The organism is Paenibacillus sp. GCM10027627, from assembly GCF_042675505.1.
Taxonomy (GTDB): Bacteria; Bacillota; Bacilli; order Paenibacillales; family Paenibacillaceae; genus Pristimantibacillus.
In genome coordinates this window covers 103,635-124,710 of record NZ_JBHTHB010000004.1, presented here as the reverse complement: position 1 = coordinate 124,710, position 21,076 = coordinate 103,635, and the positions used below count along the sequence as shown (strand labels likewise).

Here is a 21,076-nt window from a genome sequence, read left to right as displayed (position 1 = left end):
CGCCCTATAAAAACAAAGGTAGAGGAGTAGATACAAATTGGAAGAGGCTTTATTGAATCAGCTCACTCGTTGGCATAACCAGAGCCAGTATAAAAAAATCATTAACAAAGTTAAAGAAATACCCGAAGCAGACAGAGACTATGACTTAGTTTGTCATTTGGCAAGAGCATTAAATAATCAAGGAGAATATAAGGAAGCTATCAACTATTTTTTATCTGTGCAAAAGCAAGGCGAGCGAGACCCTCTTTGGCATTATCGATTAGGGTATGCCTATTTTTACCTCAAACAGTATAAGGAAGCGATAGTTGCTTTTGAACAAGCTGTAGTACTAGACCCTGAAGATACACATGGCAGGACGATGTTAGAAACGAGCAGAAACGCCGCTGGCAGAACAGAAAATGAAACCATTTCGATAGTTAGCATTGAACAGGATGAGAGCTTGTTAGAGGCTAATGAAAAAGTAAGCCCATTTGGGCTAGTTTCGCATAGTAATGGAAGCATATCTATGATTTTAAATGTTGGCAAATATAAGGATGAAATTTTTCAAACACGAGCCGAAGAAGGATTTGAGGGCAATGGCTATGATTGGGGTTCATTAGCAGCCGTGTTTCTTGAAGAAAAGATGCCTCATTTAGTGGATATCGTGCGATTTGATCCTGAAGCTAGTATGTTCGCCGCTTATTCAGATAATAGAGAAGCGATACTTCATTTTGCAATTGCTTTTAAAGAAGCATGCGAAGATGATTCATTCATAAAAGACCTATTTTCACGAGCTGAATTAGATTGATTGGGTATGAACCGAACTGAAAGAAAAAGAGCGTATACCTTGTAGGTTACGCTCTTTTTTATCTAAATATAATTCGAAGTTAATCAAATATAATCAATTACGGAAAGTCACTACAATTTGTACAATTTCAGATCGGCTTCCTATTCTAATCGGCGGTCCCCAAAATCCATATCCCGAAGTGACAACGGAATGCATGCTGCCTTTAAGAAGATAGCCCCAATCATTCTCATAGAGCATACGTGTGATAAGGTGTGCAGGAGCGATCTGTCCCCGATGGGTATGACCTGAAACCATCAAATCTATCCCTTGATCTGCAGCAATACCGAGCTCATAAGGTTGGTGATCTAATAGGAATAGAGGTTTAGTTTGATCAATCCCCTCTATTAAATCCGGGAGCTGCGCGCGATCAGAATCGCTTTTGTCTTTACGACCAATAAGAGTAAACTTATCGGCGATCGTTATCGATTCATCATAGAGTACGTTCATGTTGCTTTGTTTCAATAAATCGATTATTTCCTCCATAGTCCCATTATATTTATCGTGGTTGCCAAGTGAGGCAAATACGCCGTATTTCGATTGGATCCCTTTCAAAATATGATCAAGCCCTTTATTCAAGTACGGACGGATATCGTCATCGACAATATCTCCAGGGAACAAGACGAGATCCGGACGGAGAGCATTGATCTCTGCAACTAGCTGCTTTGCGTGGTTTTTTCCTGACAGATGTCCAAAATGCATGTCAGCCGCCATGATAATATTTAGCTTCTCGTTCGCTAAATCGGCATTTTCGATTTCAATTTCATAAGTTCGCACAACAGGACTATAAGCATTAAAGGAACCATAGGCGATACAAATGATTAATGCTGCAAGGATCGGAATGCCTGCCCGCTGTTTCACATGATTTCGAGATAGCCTAGTTAAGCGAAGCAGCCAAATGGTTAGATGAGCGATGGGCAACAGTAGGAGAAGGAGAGAAAAGATCATCATCCAATAAGATCCTACAATTTGCAAAAAAACAGCGCCTTTCCCGATTCTCCCCCATATGAAGGATGTGGAGAGCAGCACAACACAACCGATATAGATCCATTTAAACCTTTTTGTATGGTACCGACTAAGGAAGCTCCATCCACTCCAGCTAATATAGAAAACGAGGAGACTATAGATGAGTAATGCAACGATCATAACAACGACAAACATAATGTCCTCCTCTCTAATATAGTGTCATTATATCTTAAGGTTAGGGCGTATAAAAGATATGCAATCAACATGGTTGCTGTTAATGATTGAAAATAACGTTCCATCGCCTCAATACGAGGGAGTGATAGGCCAAGCTTGCGCGCTTCAGCTAGAATATCGTTGGGGAAATGAGCTGTTATATTTTTCGATAGAAACTGACAAAAAAGGTTCCCGGCCATTATAATTGTTAGATATATCCTTTCAGTGACGTTTGTTTTAATTGGGGCGCTAATTGAACCGCTTATTTCTACCAAGAAGGGAGCAAACTCCAATGAATCTAGCCGTTAAGTGGATACGAGAATTTAAAGAGCGTGATACCCGGCATAAGCTGAAAGGCTATCGAGACAAGGTGGAGCTCATCCGGAAACGGAGGTTGGAGTCATGGGATGAAAAGCGGCTGCAAGGGGAATCTTTCCGGCTGAAAACGGAAGCGAAATCGGGTACGCCTTTGGACAAGCTGCTTGTCGATGCCTATGCGCTAGTTTGCGAGGCAGCGAATAGAACGCTCGGATTACAGCCCTACGATGTCCAAATCATGGCTGCCATTGCTCTGCATGAGGGATGTTTAGTTGAGCAGCATACCGGTGAAGGAAAAACGCTCTCTGCTGTATTGCCTGCTTATTTGCATGCGCTAACCGGAGAGGGCGTTCATGTGCTGACTTTTAACGATTATTTGGCAAGTCGAGATGCGGATTGGATGGGCCCCATCTATCGTTTCCTCGGGTTAACGGTAAAAGCAGTTCAAGCGGGCATGAGCTCCTCCGAGAAACGGAAAGCGTATGCGGCGGATGTCACCTATGTGACGGCCAAAGAGGCGGGATTCGATTATTTGCGCGACACGATCGCTCTGGAAGAAATTGATACGGTGCATCGCCAGTTCCACTACGTCATCGTCGACGAGGCGGACTCACTGCTTCTCGACGAAGCACGGGTACCGCTAGTCATCGCCTGCGAGCCGGGTTCTTCCGGCAACGACGGCATTCGTTTTGCAGCAGTCGCCAAGCAACTCGAGCATGGCGATTATTACGAATACGATGAATTTAAGCGAAACGTTTATTTAAATGAAGCGGGCTCCGCGAAAGCGGAATCTTTACTGGGCTGCAGCAATTTGTATGAAAGCTACAATAGTCATTTGTTAATGGCATTAAACTGCGCGATGCATGCGGAATTGTTATTGAAAAAAGACGTCGATTACATCATCCGGGACGGTAAAATAGAGCTGATTGACGAATATACTGGCCGCGTGGCGGAAAATAGACATTTGCCGGACGGGCTGCAAGCCGCGCTCTCAGCCAAAGAAGGGCTGCAGTCAAGAGCCGGCGGGAAAATTCTCGGTACGATTACCCTTCAGCACTTCCTCAGCTTATATCCCAAGATTTGCGGAATGACGGCTACCGCACGTATTTCCGCAATGGAATTCGAAGAGATTTATGCGCTGCAGGTCGTGCCGATGCCGCCGAATCGTTCCAATATACGGATCGACCATCCGCATCGAATTTATACTCATAAAGAGGCCAAACTTAAGGCTCTTATCCAAGAAATCATATCCGTTCATAAAACAAGACGTCCAATTCTCATCGGGACGTCAAGCGTCGGAGAGTCCGACATGCTGGCGGAGGAATTAGCGGTTGCCGGCGTACAGTGCCATATTTTAAATGCAAAAAACGACGCAGAAGAAGCTGCGATCATCGCCAAAGCGGGTGAAATCGGCGCCGTGACGGTGTCTACGAATATGGCGGGACGAGGCGTCGACATTCGGCTCGGAGGCGGTAATCCCGCGCAAGCCGAAGTTGTCGCGGAGCTAGGCGGGTTGTACGTGATTGGTACACATATAAACGAAAGCATGCGAATCGACGATCAACTGCGCGGACGTTCCGGCCGCCAAGGAGATCCGGGCGCTTCCGTATTTTTCGTAAGCTTGGAGGACGAGCTGCTGCTTCGGTTCGGCATTCATAAAGCGATTCGCGCTCCCAAGCAGGATGAGGCGCTCGAAGGAGCTGTGCTTCATAGCAAAATCGCACATATTCAGCGTGTTATGATGGGCCAAAACTTTCATCTCCGTCAGGAGCTGAACACTTATTCGGACATGGTGGAGGATCAGAGGCGCATTTTATACGAGGAGCGGCTCGACATTTTGAAAGGCGAAAAGCCGATGAGCCCTTCAGAGCAGAGGGTGCGGCTTTACTATATCGACAAGTTTTGGGCCGACCATCTGGCATACGTTTCTTATATTCGCGAAGGCATCCATTTGGAGAGCCTTGCCAGCCGCAATCCAATCGACGAATTTCATACGCAAATCACCAGAGCCTACGAGCAAATTTCGGATAAAATAAACAAAGAATCGGCGAATATGCTCGTAAAGCTTGGAGGCTCGAATGATCCGGCGATGTGGGAAAAGTTTGGGCTGAAGAACCCTACTTCCACTTGGACTTATCTCATGAACGATCAATACGTTCAATACTTGCAAAATCCCGGTTCATGGAACGCGGGGACGATCATTGCTTTTTGGATGCACAAGGTTTTGAGGCCGGTATTCGGTTGGTCAAAATTTTGATGGGGCCGCAAAATTAACCGTCCGTTGGGATGTACTTTCTCTCGTCCGGATCGAATGTCGCTCCACTTGCGTGATCTAGCTCCACAATAGTCGTTCCGCGATTGTCGGTCAGCACGAGCATGTGCGAGCCGACGAGGGGAACGCGTTCGGCGCTCGTGCGCATGTTTGCCGGGATGACACGAAGAGTACCGTCGACGATATAACTTACCTCAACCTTGAACACCGGGAGATTGAAGAGCCAGCTGTTAGTGAAGTACACGAAGGTCAACGTCCCGGCAAAGGAATAACCCTCCGCGCGAAGGCGCTCGATATCCGCCTGACGCCGCTGGGCATAGGCAATCGAGCCCGGCAACCGCAAGAGCACGATGGCCGTCCATAAAGCGAAGCCGGCTCCGACGACGGCGCCAAGCTCTAGCGGAATGGTCGGCGAAGTCGCTATGGCCTCAAGGTCGAACGTTCGCAATGGATCGCTTGTGAACGTCCAGAGCAGCAAGAACGCTGCGACTGCCGCGAGTCCTCCTGCCGCGGCTAAGCGCGCGAACAGGCCGGCGACTCTGGTCTGCCCAAACTGCTCGGCGGCTCGGGAGTACACTTCGCCGCTTACACCAATGGAGACAAGCAGCAGCGCTGCGGCAACGCCCACCGTAACGGGATGACCGAGGAACATGCCGATCGCCGGTGTGGGCGCCAGGCCAAGTAAGGCGCCGAACGGTACGGAGCCCGTCAGCGCCCACAGTGCGGCGGATGCAAGCAGCCACGGCATCAGCGGAGCTGCGCGTCCGATGCGGCGTCCCGGCTGGAGCACAGTCATTCGTCCGCCCTTGTCCGTGGTGGAGAACAGCGGCAGTGTTTCTATATGTTCTAGTTTGACTAGCTTCTGCGGACCCTTTACAGCATCTCTCATAGGCATGGCCCTCCCAAAAAAGAGACCAGCATCCCAAACGGCTTTTCTTTATATTTAGCCATACACACCGTCACCTCCAGCCTTTTTCACCTATATTTTACCACCTTAATCTTGTCCGCTGTAAGTAACCAAAGTCTTGTTCCTTTCTCTGCGAGACTGAAGATAACAAGAGATACGCAATATGGCGTGAGGAAAATGGCCTTTCAATATCGTATAATAGATACTTCAGCATGAGATGCAAAACAGAGGGAAGAGGGAAGAGATGCCTACTATACTGGTTGCTGATGACGATGTGAACATTCGCGAGCTCGTCTGTTTATTTCTGCGCAAGGACGGATTTACAACAGTTGAAGCCTCGGACGGCAAGGAAGCGCTGGCCGTTTACGCCTCAACTCATGTCGATCTGGTCGTGCTCGATATTATGATGCCGATTATGGATGGGTGGACGTTATGCAAGGAGCTTAGAAGAGCCAATCCTGATCTTCCGTTATTAATGCTGACTGCAAGAGGCGAAACTTGGGAGAAAGTGAAAGGGTTCGATCTCGGGACGGACGATTATTTGACGAAACCATTTGATCCATTGGAATTGACGGCTCGAGTCAAAGCTTTATTGAAACGATACCGGATTGGCTCCACTGGGATAATTCAAATCGGCAACGTCGCCCTTGATCGGCAGACCTATAAGGTGACGAATGGGGCGGAGTCGTTCACGCTGCCGCTCAAGGAATTTGAATTGCTATATAAGCTGGCTGGAACACCGGGACAAGTTTATACGCGAGAGCAGTTGATCGATCAAGTTTGGGGAATTGATTACGCTGGAGACAGCCGAACGATAGACGTCCATATTAAACGTCTGCGCGAACGGTTCGCGGCTACACCCGACTTTCGTATCGAGACGATGCGCGGGCTTGGCTACCGGCTTGAGGTTTACGAATGATCAAATCGTTATATACACGAGTCGTCCTGATCTTTCTAGTTTCTGTAATCGGGGGCACGGTCATTTCCTTTTTTGTGGCCACTTGGGTGTTTAAAGATAAATTGAACGAAAATCTACAACTCCCTTTGCTGTACTTTGGTCAGGACATCGTCAAGATTTACCATACACTTCCTTTAGATGAAGCGGATAAGTTCGTAAGCGGAATGGATCAGCTCAACTATTATCATCTTCGAATTTATGAACAATCGGGCCAATTTCAGTCTTATGGAGCATTGGGCGGACATAAACCTGCCGCTGTGACTACGGAACAAGTGAACAAAGTGCTGGCCGGAGAAGTGGTTCAAGTCAATCCGACGGGTATCTCTACTACTCTCTTAGGCTTGCCGTTTACTATTGAAACGGGTACGAAAGCCATGTTTATCGAACCGATCGGGCCCCCATCCGAGCCTTTTCTCATAAAGTGGATTTGGAACTTTTTAATTTTTTCGTTGGCAACAGGAAGTTTATTTATTTTGGTTGCTGCCATGTTCGTAGTGGGACCGATCAAAAAGCTGACAAAAGCGACAAGGCATATAGCGGGTGGCGATTTCAACGTCAAGCTGAACATTAAGCAAACGGGTGAGCTGGGTACACTTGCTCGAAGCTTCGAGGAAATGATGCACGATCTGCAGCAGCTGGAGGGGATGCGCAGGGAATTTGTATCGAACGTATCGCATGAAGTTCAGTCGCCGCTCACCTCGATATCCGGTTATGCTCTTGCGCTCAAGGGGGCAGACATTACGGATGATGAGCGAGGCCGTTATCTCGATATTATTATCGCCGAAGCAGACCGGATGTCCAAAATGAGCGACAGCCTGCTAAAGCTAAGTTTGCTTGAATCGAAGTCGCAGCAATTGCAGCCCGTCTCATTCAGCCTTGACGAACAGATCAGACGAGTCATCGTCGCGATCCAGCCTCAATGGTCGGCTCGGGGCATCCGTTTCGAGCTTCATTTGAAATCGGTTCGGGTCATGGCCGATCATGATCAATTAAGCCAGGTATGGACAAACATACTCGGCAATAGCATCAAATTTTCCGACGAGGGCGGCGTTATTAGCGTCGGCATCAAACAAGATATCAAAAACGTGACCGTCCGAATATCCGATACCGGCATTGGTATTTCCCCAGAGGACCAGAAGCGTATCTTCGAGCGGTTCTTTAAGGCTGACCGCTCCCATAGCCGCAAGTATGGCGGCAGCGGGATGGGGCTTGCCATCGTTAAGCAGATCGTCTCGCTTCATCAAGGCGATATCCGAGTAGAAAGTGAACCCGGCCGAGGAACGACCGTCATAGTCATCTTGCCAATCACAACGCAGGCAGAGTAATAAATTCTTAAGGTTACGGCATCGTGTGCAAGCTATTGCATTTAATGCCGTAACCTTTTTTTTCTTGTTCATACTGCGTTCATATTGTCGTTACAGGCAGTACATCTTCGTCCTGTAAACTCTCCTTAGCGGCGCTGATAAGAAAGCCGGAATAACGGGTGAGAACAGGAGAAGATACGAGTGGAACTAAAAAAAGAGACAGCGAAAAAGAGGATGAGCAAACCGCTTCGGATTATCCTTAAAAGCCTAGCAGCTATAGCGATAGTCATTTTACTTTTTATAGTTATTGTTTTTATCGTTGATAAGATCAGCAGTAAATCAGAGCAGGGCAAAATACATTCCTATGGCCAGTTAGTGCCTGTGGATGGGAAAAAGATGAACGTTTTGATTCAAGGCGAGGGAGAAGAAACCGTCGTGTTGCTGCCGGGTTATGGAACAGCGGCGCCAGCGCTTGATTTTAAGCTGCTTATCGATGAGTTGTCTCCTTATTACAAAGTTGTCGTCGTTGAGCCTTTCGGTTATGGATTAAGTGATCGAACGGATAAGGAGCGCAACACGGACAATATGGTAAGTGAAATTCATGAAGCTTTGCAGCAGCTCAATATTGATCGTTATACGTTAATGGGGCATTCCATTGCAGGCATTTACGGGATGGCTTATGCCAACAAATATCCGGACGAGGTTCGTGCATTTGCCGGAATCGACAGCAGTGTACCGACACAAGCGGGTATGGATGTCACTTTCCCGATTACAACGTTCAAGCTGCTGAAACAATCAGGCTTCGGCAGGTTGATGATGAAGCTAGGCTCCGACCCTTATGAGGAACTGCCGTTCGATGACGAAACAAAAGAACAAATGAGAATGCTTTCGCTTAAAAACATGTATAATAAATCTACTTTGAACGAGTTGGGAAATATTTCTTCTATTTTTAAAGAGGCCGAGCATTCCACATTCCCCAAAGAACTTCCGCTTATTTTGTTTGTAGATGCGGGTAATACAAGTAATGAAGGATGGATACCGCTTCATGAAGAGCAAGCCAACCATTCTGTACAGGGTAAAATGATGACATTTGAAGGCGGCCATTATTTACACCATCTCCGGTCAAAAGAAATCGCTGAAAACTTTAGATTATTTATGCAAGAAATAAAATAAGAGCACTTAAAGTATAGAGGGTATCTCAAAAGTCCTAAAAGGCGGAGAGATACCCTATTTGATATTAATGAGCTAACAGAAGGCGTTCATTTTCATAACGGGAAAGCTTTTTCCATCAGGAATCTTCTGCTTTCGCGCGGTTAGTAGAGGAATTGCTCGATGAGTGTCGAATTAGCGGGAAAGTGAAGATTTCCGACGGAGAGAAAAGCTTAATGAAGATTCCGCTCATGTTAAAAATATTATGCGTCTTGTTTTGGGTGGCGCTCTCGTTTACTTACTCGACCGCGGTTGTCGCGTCCGAACGTTCGCCAACTGTTCAAAATGCTGAATCCGGTAAAATCGATGTTTCGGGGTGGCAGTTTGAGCAGAACGGCCCCGTCGCGCTGGAGGGGGAATGGGCGTTTTATTGGCAGGAATTGCTCGAGCCTCGCTCGATCGGTTCGGGAACCGGTTCTCCGGCTGACTATGTGCATGTCCCTGGCATCTGGAGCTCCTACAAGCTGGACGGACAGCCGTTGTCCAACCGAGGATACGCCACCTACAAGCTGACCGTTCGCTTTGACGATTCCGAAGCGGGTAAGAGCTTCTCGCTATGGATTCCGAACGCGGCTACGGCGTATCGACTGTGGATCGACGGCCGGGAAACGGGCAGCAACGGAATCGTCGCCACGAGCGGGACGGAAATGATTCCGAAAAACTACAGCAAGGCCTATTTGTTTGTCCCCTCATCCAAGGAAACGGAAATCGTTATTCAAGTTTCTAATTTCGTTCAGCGCAAAGGCGGTTTATGGGATACGCTGAAGTTGGGTTATGCGGATCAAATCAATCGCCTGCAAGTTCGCGGCACCATCTTGCAATCCGGCATGGCCGGTGTTTTGCTCATCATGGGCCTGTACCATTTGGCATTGTTTTTCATGCAGCGGGAATACAAGGAAGCGCTCTTTTTCGGCGGGTTATGTCTGACCGTCGGCTTACGCGCGTTGGTCGTCGGGCAAACTTTGCTCATCCGCTTACTTCCAGACATCCCTTGGGAAATCGGTGTGAAAATCGAATACTGGGGCTTTATTTTGGCTCTGGCCTTTTTTCTGTACTACGTTAAAACGCTGTTCCCTCAAGAAACCAGCCTTCGGTATGTGCAGCTCGTGACGGTTATCGCGGGCGCTTTCAGCTTGCTGGTGCTGCTTTTTCCCGCATCGGTATATACAAAGTGGATGCTGCCGTACCAAATCATTATCGCCATCAGTTTTTTTTATATCGGATTTATTTTCGGTCTGGCCGCCTGGCGCAAGCGGAGAGACGCATGGATGAATTTAGCCTCGTGGATATGTCTTCTTGTGGCGGTTGTGAACGACATCTTGTTTTACAACTTGATTGTCGTTACGGGCGATTTGTTCCCGTTCTGCCTTCTGTCGGCTATCATCATCCAGATGGTCATGTTGACGAAACGGCATTCGCGAACGTTCCATGATGTGAAACGGCTGTCCGGGGAGCTTGCTTTGCTGAATGATTCGTTGGAGTTGAAAATCCGAGAGCGCACGACGGAGCTGGAGGAGGCTGGGCAGCAGCTTGCCCAAACGGCGCAAGCGCGCCGCAGGCTCATGTCGAATATTTCCCATGAGCTTGGCACCCCACTCTCTCTCGTTCAAGGGTACGTGAAAGGTATGATAGACGGCGTTATTCCGCCGGACAATCCGAATTATTTGCGTCTCATATATGACAAAACGCTTGTGCTGGACAGGTTGATCAACGATCTGGGCGACCTTTCCAAGCTGGAAGCCAAGCAGGTTTCGTTTGACTGGCAGCTGGTTCACGTGCGGCAATTGGTTGCGAAGGTAGCGGACGGACTGCACTGGGAGTTCGGGTTATCCGGTTTATCGCTCGAAACGGCATCATCCGACAACAGAGAAAACGCTAATGACCCAGTTGTCCTGGCGGATACATTCCGATTGGAGCAGGTGCTAGCCAATTTCTTGTCGAATGCGAAGAAGCATACGCCGCCAGGCGGACATGTGCGCATGGATGTGAGCGTGACCGGCCGGGGAGGAAACAAGTCGGTTTGCGTGTCGGTAACGGACGGCGGGGAAGGAATCGATGATGAGGCGCTCCCTTTCGTGTTTGAACGATACTATCAGGCGCAAAGGAGAAATAGGAAAAAATCTGGCATGGGACTCGGTCTTGCAATCTGTAAGGAGATTATCGAATTGCACGGGGGAGAAATCGGTGTCCGAAGCAGATCGGGAGAAGGGAGCACGTTTTATTTTACGCTGCCGATGCTTGAGAACGAATGACGGACGAGAAGGAGGGCGAAGGTGAAGATGTCTGGAAAAATATTGGTCGTCGAGGATGAAGCCGACTTGCGCGCGCTGATCTGTATGTATCTAGAGAAGCAAGGATTTGAGGTACATACAGCGGAAACGGGGCAGGAAGCTTTGAGGCTGTTTCATACCGCAAAACCGGATATTGCCGTTCTCGATATTGAGCTTCCGGATATGGAAGGTACGGACGTTTGCCGGAAAATCCGCGAAATATCGGACGTTCCTCTTATTTTTGTTACGTGCAGGCGGGATTCGGACGACATCTATACCGGTCTTGCCATCGGGGCAGACGACTATATGACCAAGCCGTTCGACCCGGCCGAGCTGGTTGCGCGGATTCAGGGGCATTTGCGGAAAAGAAGCCTGTTTCAGTCGCTTGGGCAAAGCAAAAAGCGCTGGTGGCGAAATGGGCGGTTGGAAGTCGATTTTCTGGAAATGATCGTAAAGGTGGATGGCCGACCGGTAATGCTGTTCCCCAAGGAACTGCAATTGCTGCAATTTTTCATTCACAATCCGAACCGGGTGTTTGCGGCGGATGAAATATTTGACCGGGTGTGGGGAGAAGAGAGCGGCAGCGACACGAGGACGGTAAACGCCCATATTTTCAACTTGCGCCGTAAAATCGAGCAAAATCCAGAAAAGCCGGATTTGATTCGAACCGTTCGAGGATTCGGTTATAAGTTTTCGATTTGATATTGGAATAATAGACAGACATGAAGTGCTGCGGCTAACGCGGCACTTTTTTTGTTGTTTGGCGTCGATTTTGAACGGATTTTTAACTTGGGATGCTACAATCGGGCATATTAATGGATTTGGGAGGAAGAGGAATGCGAGTCAGAGGCAATCGTGCGACGGTCATTATTTTGGCCATGTTATTGGCTGTAGGAGGAATTCCCGGATTATTTGCATCTGGAAATGGAAAGGCGTATGCGGCGGATACCGTACAAGTATGGCAGGAAATAGGAAACGCCGGGTTTTCGCCGAGTTACGTCAGTTCCGTAACGATGTCCGTCTATGAGGGTACCCCTTATGTGTCTTTCCGGGACCAAAACGATAAGGCTACAGTGATGAGGAATGATGGAACTGCTTGGGCAACGGTGGGCAGCGCCGGATTTTCGGCGGGTTTTGCCAATAATCTAACGATGACCATGTTTGATGGCATCCCTTATGTGGCCTATTCGGACGGAGGAAATGATTATAATACTACGGTAATGAAGTATACCGAAGCGGGTCCGACCGGCTGGGAGGCCGTGGGCAGCCCCGGATTTTCGGAGGGATTGGCCCATTACCAGTCCATATCTATTTATGACGGGACTCCCTATGTAGCTTATAAGGATTGGCAGAATGGCGGCAAAGCAACGGTAATGAAGTATACCGGGGCGGGTCCGACTGGGTGGGAGTCCTTGGGAAGCGCCGGATTTTCGGCGGGTTTGGCCGATAACCTATCTCTCCAAGTTGATGAGGGAACTCCGTATGTGGCCTTTACGGACGGGGATAAGAGCGATAGAGCCACGGTTATGAAATATACCGGAGCGGGTCCGACCGGTTGGGAATCTGTGGGCAGCTCTGGATTTTCGGCGGGATCCGCATCTAATCCGTCCTTAAAAGTCTACGGCGGCACCCCTTATGTGGTTTATCGAGATGAGGGGAATGACAGTAAAGCGACCGTAATGAAGTATACAGGAGCAGGCCCAACGGGTTGGGAGTCTGTGGGCCGCGCCGGATTTTCGGGAGGAGTGATCTCTACCCCATCTTTAGTTGTATATGACGGCACGCCTTACGTGGGTTATACGGATGGGCTGAATGGCCAAAAAGCTACGGTAATGAAGTACGCTGGATCAGGTGCGACGGGTTGGGTGCCTGTGGGCATCGTCGGATTTTCGGCTGATATGGCCCTATCTACGTCTTTAGTTGTGTATGAAGGAACGCCTTATGTGGCATATCAGGATGGAGGGAATGGCTTTAAAGCTACGGCGATGCGCGTGAACATGTTAAACGCCCCGCCGAGCTTAACGGCGAACAAGACTGCCGAAGGAAAGGTCGAAATCGCATTTACGGACGATGAAGCATGGCGCAATGCGATTACGGCGGTGAAGGAAGGAACCAACACGCTGGCGGCGGGAACGGATTACATCGTCGATACAGGTAAGATTATGATCACGAAGGAGTTTCCACAAGGCACATACTCGATTGCGATCGAGGCGAACGGGTATGCGAATGCGACAGTCATATTCGCCTTATCGGATGATTTTGACGGCGGAATGGGTACTGCAAGCCAGCCATTTCGGATCGCAAGAGCCGAGCAGCTTGATGCGGTAAGGGCCTATTTGGGGCCGAATCTCTATTTCCAGCTGACCGCAGATATCGACTTGAGCGGCTATCAGGAGGGCGGCGGCTGGGAGCCTATTATGTCCGTAGCGATCGGGCTAAAGCCATTTCAAGGGCATATAGACGGCAACGGATATAAAATTACGGGATTAACGATAAACAGACCGGATTCAAACGCCGTTGGATTGTTTGGAGCTGTCGCAGACGGCAGTATCACAAATATGAGGTTGGAAAACGTCAATATTTCAGGCGCTAGTTATGTAGGCGGTTTGGCTGGCGGCAAATTGAGCGGAACGATCAGCGACAGCTATGTCACGGGAAACGTGAGAGGGTCACTTCAAAATACCGGTGGTTTAGTTGGCATCAACATGGATGGAACGATCAGCGACAGCTATGTTACGGGAGCTGTGACAGGAGATCAAAATGTAGGCGGATTGGCCGGGAACAATATGGGAACGATCAGCAACAGCTACTCCGCGGGAAGTGTGACAGGAAAATACGGTGTAGGCGGATTGGTCAGTAACAATATGGGTATGATCAGCAACAGCTACGCCACAGGAGCTGTGACAGGCATTGAAAAGATAGGCGGTCTGGTAGGCGTTAATGAAGGAACAATCAGGAGCGGTTTTTATGATACCGAAACGACAGGGCAGTCGGATACGGACAAGGGCGTAGGCAAGACAACTGCTGAGATGAAGACTCAAAGCACTTACAACGACAGCGGATGGGAATATGACGAGGTATGGGGAATGGATCCGTCGATCAACAACGGATACCCGTTTCTGCGGTGGACAACACGAAACGTTCAATTTGACAGTAACGGCGGAACAATTGTAGACAGCCAAACGGTAGCATTCAAAGGAAACGCGACCAAGCCGGGCGATCCGACGAGAACAGGATACACGTTCGGCGGGTGGTACGCGGATAGCGACTTTATCGTTCCGTTTGACTTTTCGGCTCCGATCACGTGGAATCTGACATTATATGCGATGTGGACTGAGATTGGCAGCAGCGGCGGTAGTGAAGGCGTTTCAACAACAAGCCCCCCGGCTAACTCTACAAACGGTAAGCTTTCGCTTTCCGCAGGCCAAGCTGGCGAAGTCAGCTTGGATGATGAAATCACCATTTCGGTTCCGGCAGGAGCTGCACCGCATAATCTGAGAATCACCATTGAAAAGCTGGTGAATACGCAAAATCTGCTCACAACAAAAGAGGTTCGCGCGAGCTCGGTCTTTGAGGTTCAGAAAAACTTCTCCGGGAAATTTAGCAAGTTGATCACGTTAACGATGCTGTTCGACTCGTCGAAGCTGAAAAACAATCAATCGGTTGCCATCTTCTACTACGATGAATCAGCCAAAGCATGGGTTGAAATAAGCGGAGGTAAAATTAACGGCAATCGGATTAGCGTGCAGGTGGATCACTTTGCAAAATTTGCAGTGCTTGCTGTAGATAAGGCTACTGAACCAACGGAGAATCCAACGGGGGAAGATGGGCTGACCGATATTTCCGGTCATTGGGCGGAAACATCGATTAAAGAAGCCATAGGCGAAGGCATCGTTAAGGGATATAGGGATGGCTCATTCAAGCCCGATGCTAACGTGACTCGCGCAGAATTCGCCATGATGCTGATGAATGCGCTGAAGTTTACCGGTAGCGGAACCAAACTGCATTTCACGGATTCCATTCCCTCTTGGGCGCTCTTATCTATAGGGCAAGCTGTAGAAGCGGGGATCGTGAGCGGTTATGAGGACGGCAGCTTCCGTCCTGAGGCAAGCCTTACACGCTCGGAGCTTGCTGTAATGATGGCAAGAGCCGCTGGCGCGGATACGTTGGCGGTTAGTTCAACCGGTTTTGCGGATGACAGTGTGATTCCGGCATGGGCCAAAGGATCGGTAGCCGCCGTTAAGCAATTGGGAATTGTGAACGGACGCAGCGGCAACCGATTTGCGCCGGACGCTGCGGCTACGAGAGCAGAAGCAATTACGATCATAATGAATCTGCTCGAGGTGTAATATGGGGACAAATTACAAATATAATTTCGAAACGAACTGGAAGTTTGAGGCGAATATCGAGCAAGTGTGGAACTTGATATCAGGCTTCAAATACGACGAGTGGTGGCCCGGCGTTATCGCCGAGCCGATTGGGATCGGCTCGGCGAACGGAATCGGAGACAAGTATCGATACGAGTTCCGCACAAAGCTGCCTTATCGGCTGTCGTTCGAAGCCGAAGTAATCGTGAAGGAAGCCCCCTGCCAGATGGAGATTCGGTCCAAAGGCGAACTGGAAGGCAGGGGGAAATGGACATTGACGCAATCAGGTTCCGCGACGCACGTTCGATATATTTGGCAAGTCAATACGAACAAAGCCTGGATGAACTTTCTCGCGCCGCTGTTAAAACCGGCGTTCGTCTGGAATCACGACCTGGTTATGGCAGAAGGTGAGAAGGGCATGGCTAAAGCACTGCGCGCCCGGTCTATCGTTGATTAGCAAAATATTGTGATTGCCGACATAAAGCGTATTCCCATCCCTAACAAGCGAAAAGACAGGATTAAGAGTGAGCTTACCCTGTCTTTTTGTGTATTTCTTCTTTAATGTGCCAATTGACCCAAATTCGGCTGCAATTTGTTCCGCAGCACATATAGCATAAACGCTCCTACAAGGAACGCGACGGCATCCGCAATTACGAGCGACCAAACAACCCCGTGAAAACCGTTCATTTCATTAGCGATAAAGAGCACGGGTATGAGAGTAACGCCTTGAACAATAGACATAATAAATGCGGCGGTTCCTTGCCCCGTTGCTTGAAAAATACCCGTAAACAACGTGGTCATACCTGTTATGAACAAGGATAAGAACGTCACATGCAAAATGTAACTACCCATCTCGATCAATTGCGGGTCATTCGTAAATAATCCGATAAGGTGACCGGAAATGAGATAGACGATGATGCCGAACACGACGGCTAGAGTCACTATCATTTTGATTGTGAATCCAATAGTTTGTTTCATTCGTAATTTATTCGCTGTAAAAGAGAAGGCAATGAGCGGCACAACTCCCTCGCATAAACCCATCAGAATAAACTCAGGAAGCTGTAATAAACGAGATGAAATACCGTAGGCCGCCACGGCCTGATCCCCGTAATCGACTAGGAAATGGTTAAAGATGAGCGACATGACCCCGAGGAACATACTCATGATAAAGATGGGAACTCCGATTTTGAAGACATTGATTAAAATGTCCCTCGTAGCTTTGAACCATTTTACGGAGAGTGTTAAAAATGAGCTTTTATATCCGATATGGTAGGCGTAAAATACGCAAGCAGCTAAGTTGGAAATAACGGTAGCAGACGCGACGCCGGTCACACCCAAATGAAAGACGTAAATAACGAGAGCATCGAGCATAATATTTACGACAACGCTTAGAATCATTCCGATCATCGACGTGATGGCTGCGCCTTCGGAACGTACGATATTTTCCATGGTGAAAAATAAGACGATAACTGGCGAGCCGATAAGCATAATCGTGACATAGTCCTTTGTAAATCCGAAGGAGTCAGTCGTTGCCCCGAGCCCATGAACAATTGAATCGATCAACGGGAGGCCGACGGCTATTACGATAAGACCGAGAACCAAACTGCTGTAAAAGGCGAATGAAGACACATGTTTTACATCATCGTATTTTTTCTCACCTAGCAGACGGGAGATAAAGGTACCACTGCCCATGCCAATTAAGTTGCCTAGCGCCATAATAATGGAAAATAAAGGTAAAGTTAAGGCAAGTGCGGTTAACATAGCTGTATTATGGAGCGTGCCAAGGAAGTAGGCATTCAAGATCGAATAGATGACGCTCATTGATGTGCCAAGCATCATCGGTACAGCAAAGTGAGCTACGGCCTTGGGGATAGGGGCTTTCTCGAAGTAATAGAGGTTTTCTGTATCCATAGGGGTCACCACTTTCTTAATGTGTTTATCTAACGGTGTTAGATTGAACCTTACAGTGTTAGATGATATCATGAGTCTATAAACCTGTAAAGTATAATCTTACACTGTTAGATAAAAGGGCGGATACGGATGAGAAAGCAGCAGCCTCAAATTTCGGAGGATAGCATTTTGAAAGCCTCATGGGAGCTTCTGGGGGAGGATGGCCTTGAAAAATTCAGCTTGAGGCGATTGGCCGATCGGCTGGGCATTCAAGCTCCGTCCCTGTACTGGTACTTCAAGAGCAAGCAAAACCTCTATCAGCGACTAGCCAACCATGTATCGAAAACGATTTTGGAGGAGTTTCACGCCGAAGGGGATTGGAAGGAGCAACTGACGGGTCTCGCGATAACGACTCGCAGCGTGCTGGGCCGGCATCCCTGCTCTTCGCAGCTCATGATGATGACGCTGCCTCACGAACCGGACATTATCCGGTTCACGAATCGTATGCTGCTCTGCGTGGAATCGACGCCGCTTGGACAAGAGCAGAAGATGCAAGTGGTGACTACGCTTGTGAATTATGTACTCTATTTCGTTATGGACGATTATCAGCATGAGCGCAATGTTTCCGCTATTGTTAAGGAGCAGGGAGCGGAGGCGCTACCGGGCGAGGAAATGATTCAACTTCTAGACTCCATGAGCGAGGCGGATGCGGGACTGTTTAAGAGGATGTTTACGAACGGACTGTTCGAGCTGATGGGGACCGACAGGGCGTTCGAGTTCGGCTTGAAGCTGATTCTGCTCGGGATCGAGCAGGTCATACAGGAGCAAGAGTAAGAGTAAGTAATGAACGGCTTATCCATTTGCCCGAAGATTGTCTCAATTGTTTCAATGACCAATTACGGCACCCAATTTGGGTGCCGTTTTATTTTCAGCTATTTCTAAACGATTCGAGAAAGTTTTAACCATGGGGAAATTCGCTGTACTTCCGATTGGTTCCTTTACACTCCTCTAAATTGGACCTACATGAAACCAAATGAATCCCATATAATCAAATTCAATTAAGGACTGGGGGAGCTATTAGCGCTGCGTTTCGCTGGTCAAGTTGCTTTTTGAACAGTCGGATTGGGTGTATTCAAAAAACGTTGGTAAACAAAGGAACCATTTGGATGGACTATCGGTATATGGGCAAAACCGGTTTGCGAGTCAGCGAGCTTTGCTTGGGAGCGATGACGTTCGGGCGTGAAACGACGGATGAGGACAGCTTCGCCATTATGGATCGATTCGTGGAAGCGGGAGGAAATTTCATCAATACGGCGGGCGGATGTGTATAACGATGAGGAATTGTGTCAGAGGCGGATTTGTAGAGCGGTGCAATACTCTATGGATCCTTTTTTTATAATCGGATAATAGTCGGGCCCGCTGCGGTTTTTTGTAATACGACGCCGATTTTTATTTGTATAGTTAGTTTAGGAAGAGGAAACAAAGGAAATATGGAAGGAGAGATTGCTAGGTGGGAACAGTAGGAGCATTAGAATTTATCGATTTTACCGACGCAGCGGACTGGGAATCGTGGCTCGAGAGTCATTATGAACGACAAGAGGGAGTGTGGCTTAGAATAGCGAAGAAGGGCTCAGGCATTCATTCGATTTCCATTCCTGAAGCTCTGGATGGCGCCTTGTGTTACGGGTGGATCGATAGTCATCGTAAAGGCTACAACAAAGAGTATTATTTGCAGCGCTATTCGCCAAGGCGGTCGAAAAGCCCTTGGTCCTTAATTAACGTGCGAAAAGCAGAAGAGCTAATCGAGACAAAACGAATGAAACCTCCCGGTTTTGCTGAAATTCGCCGCGCGCAGGAGGACGGAAGATGGGACGCCGCCTATGAATCTCAGAGAAGCGCAACCATTCCGCCGGATTTCGCAGCCGCGTTAGAGCAGCATGAAGGGGCCCATAAAGCTTATAGCCTGCTCGACAAAACCGCTCAATATGCCATCCTATTGCCGCTCTTGAAGGCAACAACGGCCAAGAGTAGAGCCGCGCAACTGCAAAAAGCGATAACCACATTGGAAGTCAACAACCTAAACCAATAATGCGGAGCTTAGCAGGACACGTTGTTATTCGGATAATTGGAAGGGGAGTTCCTTCTTGTATTGCAATGGTGTTTTGCCGAGCACATGTTTGAAGTCCGTAATGAAATGTTGTTGACTGCTGTAGCCAAGATCATAGGCCATATCCGCCCAATCGGGATGGTCGGATTCACGAATGCAGCGCGCCGCCTCCAGCAGTTTATTTCTTTGGAGCTGCCACTTAATCCCGATCCCAATATATTGTTGGAAAAGCTGTTGGAGCCAGCGCTCGCTTTTGCCAACCCACTGAGCGACGTCTCCGACGGTTTGCAACCCATTAGTTTCAATCGCAGCAATGATTCGGTTTATGATTTCGATGTTAGGGTCATATTGCGGGTTTTGCGCTTGCAGCAGATCGGCAAGAGCGCCGACGGCAGCGTCGTCCTGTAAGGACAGAGTATGTTCAACAAAAGCCGGCCCTGCCTCGGCGAACACTTGCTGTAATGCGATCGTCTCGTTGTGCAAGCCTGCTAGCGATTTGCGCCAAAAAGCGTGGAACGCACCTGGCTTAAACCGAGCGCCGATAATTCTGCCATTTTCGGCCGCCGTGTAATCCCGTTTATCGCGAAATGTGCACTGAATACCAGATTCATGCTGGGATAGATATACATCGACATAGGGGCGGTGCATCACTTGCTCCGAAATGTAAGGCTGCCCAGTCGTATTATTCCAGCGTATGGTCCAAAAGTGGTTTACAAATGGTGCTAAATCGACCGGAGGCACATAGGTTTGAAAGTTTATCTGTTGTTCGAAGCCGGAAGGATCCAATTTCCCGCCCGTTTTATAAATGTCTGCGGATTTCTGTAATACGGTTATGATCATCATCCCCTATTATTGAAATAGAAAGTAAAAACCAATTGACCTAAAAGGAGTTTATTACTATGACAAAAACACCCCAATTACGCGGTATGGCAAACATTAGTTTCTGGGCAGAGGATATCAAAGCGGCAAAAGAATGGTATACGAGGCTTCTAGGTGTAGAGCCGTACTTTCAAAGTCCTAATCCGGAAAATCCTGCTTACCTCGAATATCGGATTGGCGACTTCCAAAATGAGCTCGGTATCATCGATAAACAATATGCCCCCCAGGCAGCTAGCTTGACGGGGACTGGAGGAGCGACGCTCTACTGGCATGTGGATGATGTTGACGGCATGCTGGAAAGGTTAAAGGAACTGGGAGCTACGGAATATGAACCCCGCATAGAGCGTGGCGTGAACTGGATTACCGCATCGGTCGTAGACCCTTTTGGAAATATTATCGGTTTAATTCACAGCCCGCATTATAAAGAAATTTGGGATTCTTTACATCAATCATAACTTGAACTTTAACTGGCTTCGTTACGGGAACGATGCCAGTTTTTTTGTTTGAATTCAATTCCATATTCCTAATTTTACCGTGCAGCATGTGTTTTTTACAAGGTGTAAGGCAGCTTGTGAAACAACGGAAAGAGAGTA

General features: G+C 48.2%; 17 protein-coding genes. 13 read left to right on the top strand and 4 right to left on the bottom strand.

Annotated features, from left to right (window positions below):
• Positions 1-37 precede the first annotated feature (37 nt).
• Positions 38-787, top strand: a complete 750-nt coding sequence (locus ACFQZE_RS15275) for an Imm51 family immunity protein (RefSeq protein WP_379358461.1) — start codon at positions 38-40, stop codon at positions 785-787.
• Positions 788-880: 93 nt separating this feature from the next.
• Here the strand turns inward: ACFQZE_RS15275 and ACFQZE_RS15270 are convergent, their stop codons facing one another.
• Positions 881-1,984: a metallophosphoesterase gene (locus tag ACFQZE_RS15270; protein ID WP_379358459.1), complete on the bottom strand. Its 1,104-nt coding sequence runs from the start codon at positions 1,982-1,984 to the stop codon at positions 881-883.
• 310 nt (positions 1,985-2,294) lie between these two features.
• Between ACFQZE_RS15270 and ACFQZE_RS15265 the strand changes: the two genes are divergently transcribed.
• Positions 2,295-4,577 carry a preprotein translocase subunit SecA gene (locus ACFQZE_RS15265; RefSeq protein ID WP_379358457.1) on the top strand — a complete coding sequence of 761 codons (2,283 nt, stop codon included), beginning with the start codon at positions 2,295-2,297 and terminating at the stop codon, positions 4,575-4,577.
• Positions 4,578-4,590: 13 nt separating this feature from the next.
• On the opposite strand, the gene ACFQZE_RS15260 is transcribed toward ACFQZE_RS15265, so the two are convergent.
• Positions 4,591-5,481: a hypothetical protein gene (locus tag ACFQZE_RS15260; protein WP_379358455.1), complete on the bottom strand. Its 891-nt coding sequence runs from the start codon at positions 5,479-5,481 to the stop codon at positions 4,591-4,593.
• Positions 5,482-5,743: 262 nt separating this feature from the next.
• Between ACFQZE_RS15260 and ACFQZE_RS15255 the strand changes: the two genes are divergently transcribed.
• From ACFQZE_RS15255 to ACFQZE_RS15225, 7 genes are all read left to right on the top strand, one after another.
• A complete protein-coding gene (locus ACFQZE_RS15255; protein WP_379358453.1) occupies positions 5,744-6,418 on the top strand; it encodes a response regulator transcription factor in 675 nt (224 codons plus the stop codon).
• Entirely contained in the window at positions 6,415-7,782 is a 1,368-nt protein-coding gene (locus ACFQZE_RS15250; RefSeq protein WP_379358450.1) for a sensor histidine kinase, read from the top strand. The genes ACFQZE_RS15255 and ACFQZE_RS15250 overlap by 4 nt, the downstream gene beginning before the upstream one ends.
• A 213-nt stretch (positions 7,783-7,995) precedes the next feature.
• Positions 7,996-8,934, top strand: coding sequence for an alpha/beta fold hydrolase (locus tag ACFQZE_RS15245; RefSeq protein ID WP_379359265.1), 939 nt, complete (start codon positions 7,996-7,998; stop codon positions 8,932-8,934).
• Positions 8,935-9,146: 212 nt separating this feature from the next.
• Positions 9,147-11,222 (top strand): ATP-binding protein, encoded by a 2,076-nt coding sequence (locus ACFQZE_RS15240; RefSeq protein ID WP_379358448.1) that lies wholly within the window; start codon positions 9,147-9,149, stop codon positions 11,220-11,222.
• A 27-nt stretch (positions 11,223-11,249) separates the two neighbouring features.
• A complete protein-coding gene (locus tag ACFQZE_RS15235) occupies positions 11,250-11,942 on the top strand; it encodes a response regulator transcription factor (RefSeq protein ID WP_379358446.1) in 693 nt (230 codons plus the stop codon).
• A gap of 134 nt (positions 11,943-12,076) precedes the next feature.
• Complete coding sequence (locus ACFQZE_RS15230; protein ID WP_379358444.1) at positions 12,077-15,589, top strand: S-layer homology domain-containing protein; 3,513 nt, start codon at positions 12,077-12,079, stop codon at positions 15,587-15,589.
• 1 nt (position 15,590) lies between these two features.
• Positions 15,591-16,064 (top strand): SRPBCC family protein, encoded by a 474-nt coding sequence (locus ACFQZE_RS15225; protein WP_379358442.1) that lies wholly within the window; start codon positions 15,591-15,593, stop codon positions 16,062-16,064.
• A 101-nt stretch (positions 16,065-16,165) separates the two neighbouring features.
• Here ACFQZE_RS15225 and ACFQZE_RS15220 read toward each other — a convergent pair whose 3' ends face one another.
• Entirely contained in the window at positions 16,166-17,518 is a 1,353-nt protein-coding gene (locus tag ACFQZE_RS15220) for an MATE family efflux transporter (protein ID WP_379358440.1), read from the bottom strand.
• A gap of 129 nt (positions 17,519-17,647) precedes the next feature.
• On the opposite strand from ACFQZE_RS15220, the gene ACFQZE_RS15215 reads away from it, so the two are divergent.
• From ACFQZE_RS15215 to ACFQZE_RS15205, 3 genes are all read left to right on the top strand, one after another.
• A complete protein-coding gene (locus ACFQZE_RS15215; protein WP_379358438.1) occupies positions 17,648-18,331 on the top strand; it encodes a TetR/AcrR family transcriptional regulator in 684 nt (227 codons plus the stop codon).
• A 332-nt stretch (positions 18,332-18,663) separates the two neighbouring features.
• Positions 18,664-18,828: an aldo/keto reductase gene (locus ACFQZE_RS15210; protein ID WP_379358436.1), complete on the top strand. Its 165-nt coding sequence runs from the start codon at positions 18,664-18,666 to the stop codon at positions 18,826-18,828.
• A gap of 179 nt (positions 18,829-19,007) precedes the next feature.
• A complete protein-coding gene (locus tag ACFQZE_RS15205) occupies positions 19,008-19,586 on the top strand; it encodes a YdeI/OmpD-associated family protein (RefSeq protein WP_379358434.1) in 579 nt (192 codons plus the stop codon).
• A 24-nt stretch (positions 19,587-19,610) separates the two neighbouring features.
• Here the strand turns inward: ACFQZE_RS15205 and ACFQZE_RS15200 are convergent, their stop codons facing one another.
• Complete coding sequence (locus ACFQZE_RS15200; RefSeq protein ID WP_379358432.1) at positions 19,611-20,447, bottom strand: DUF6597 domain-containing transcriptional factor; 837 nt, start codon at positions 20,445-20,447, stop codon at positions 19,611-19,613.
• A gap of 56 nt (positions 20,448-20,503) precedes the next feature.
• Here ACFQZE_RS15200 and ACFQZE_RS15195 point away from each other — a divergent pair, with 56 nt between their 5' ends.
• Positions 20,504-20,938 carry a VOC family protein gene (locus tag ACFQZE_RS15195; protein ID WP_379358430.1) on the top strand — a complete coding sequence of 145 codons (435 nt, stop codon included), beginning with the start codon at positions 20,504-20,506 and terminating at the stop codon, positions 20,936-20,938.
• Positions 20,939-21,076 lie beyond the last annotated feature (138 nt).

What these genes read in the sequence shown, in the direction of transcription:
- ACFQZE_RS15270 (WP_379358459.1), bottom strand. Translation starts at nt 1,984, where the DNA reads ATGTTTGTCGTTGTTATGATCGTTGCATTACTCATCTATAGTCTCCTC.
- ACFQZE_RS15265 (WP_379358457.1), top strand. Translation starts at nt 2,295, where the DNA reads ATGAATCTAGCCGTTAAGTGGATACGAGAATTTAAAGAGCGTGATACC.
- ACFQZE_RS15260 (WP_379358455.1), bottom strand. Translation starts at nt 5,481, where the DNA reads ATGAGAGATGCTGTAAAGGGTCCGCAGAAGCTAGTCAAACTAGAACAT.
- ACFQZE_RS15255 (WP_379358453.1), top strand. Translation starts at nt 5,744, where the DNA reads ATGCCTACTATACTGGTTGCTGATGACGATGTGAACATTCGCGAGCTC.
- ACFQZE_RS15250 (WP_379358450.1), top strand. Translation starts at nt 6,415, where the DNA reads ATGATCAAATCGTTATATACACGAGTCGTCCTGATCTTTCTAGTTTCT.
- ACFQZE_RS15245 (WP_379359265.1), top strand. Translation starts at nt 7,996, where the DNA reads ATGAGCAAACCGCTTCGGATTATCCTTAAAAGCCTAGCAGCTATAGCG.
- ACFQZE_RS15240 (WP_379358448.1), top strand. Translation starts at nt 9,147, where the DNA reads ATGAAGATTCCGCTCATGTTAAAAATATTATGCGTCTTGTTTTGGGTG.
- ACFQZE_RS15235 (WP_379358446.1), top strand. Translation starts at nt 11,250, where the DNA reads ATGTCTGGAAAAATATTGGTCGTCGAGGATGAAGCCGACTTGCGCGCG.
- ACFQZE_RS15230 (WP_379358444.1), top strand. Translation starts at nt 12,077, where the DNA reads ATGCGAGTCAGAGGCAATCGTGCGACGGTCATTATTTTGGCCATGTTA.
- ACFQZE_RS15225 (WP_379358442.1), top strand. Translation starts at nt 15,591, where the DNA reads ATGGGGACAAATTACAAATATAATTTCGAAACGAACTGGAAGTTTGAG.
- ACFQZE_RS15220 (WP_379358440.1), bottom strand. Translation starts at nt 17,518, where the DNA reads ATGGATACAGAAAACCTCTATTACTTCGAGAAAGCCCCTATCCCCAAG.
- ACFQZE_RS15215 (WP_379358438.1), top strand. Translation starts at nt 17,648, where the DNA reads ATGAGAAAGCAGCAGCCTCAAATTTCGGAGGATAGCATTTTGAAAGCC.
- ACFQZE_RS15210 (WP_379358436.1), top strand. Translation starts at nt 18,664, where the DNA reads ATGGACTATCGGTATATGGGCAAAACCGGTTTGCGAGTCAGCGAGCTT.
- ACFQZE_RS15200 (WP_379358432.1), bottom strand. Translation starts at nt 20,447, where the DNA reads ATGATGATCATAACCGTATTACAGAAATCCGCAGACATTTATAAAACG.
- ACFQZE_RS15195 (WP_379358430.1), top strand. Translation starts at nt 20,504, where the DNA reads ATGACAAAAACACCCCAATTACGCGGTATGGCAAACATTAGTTTCTGG.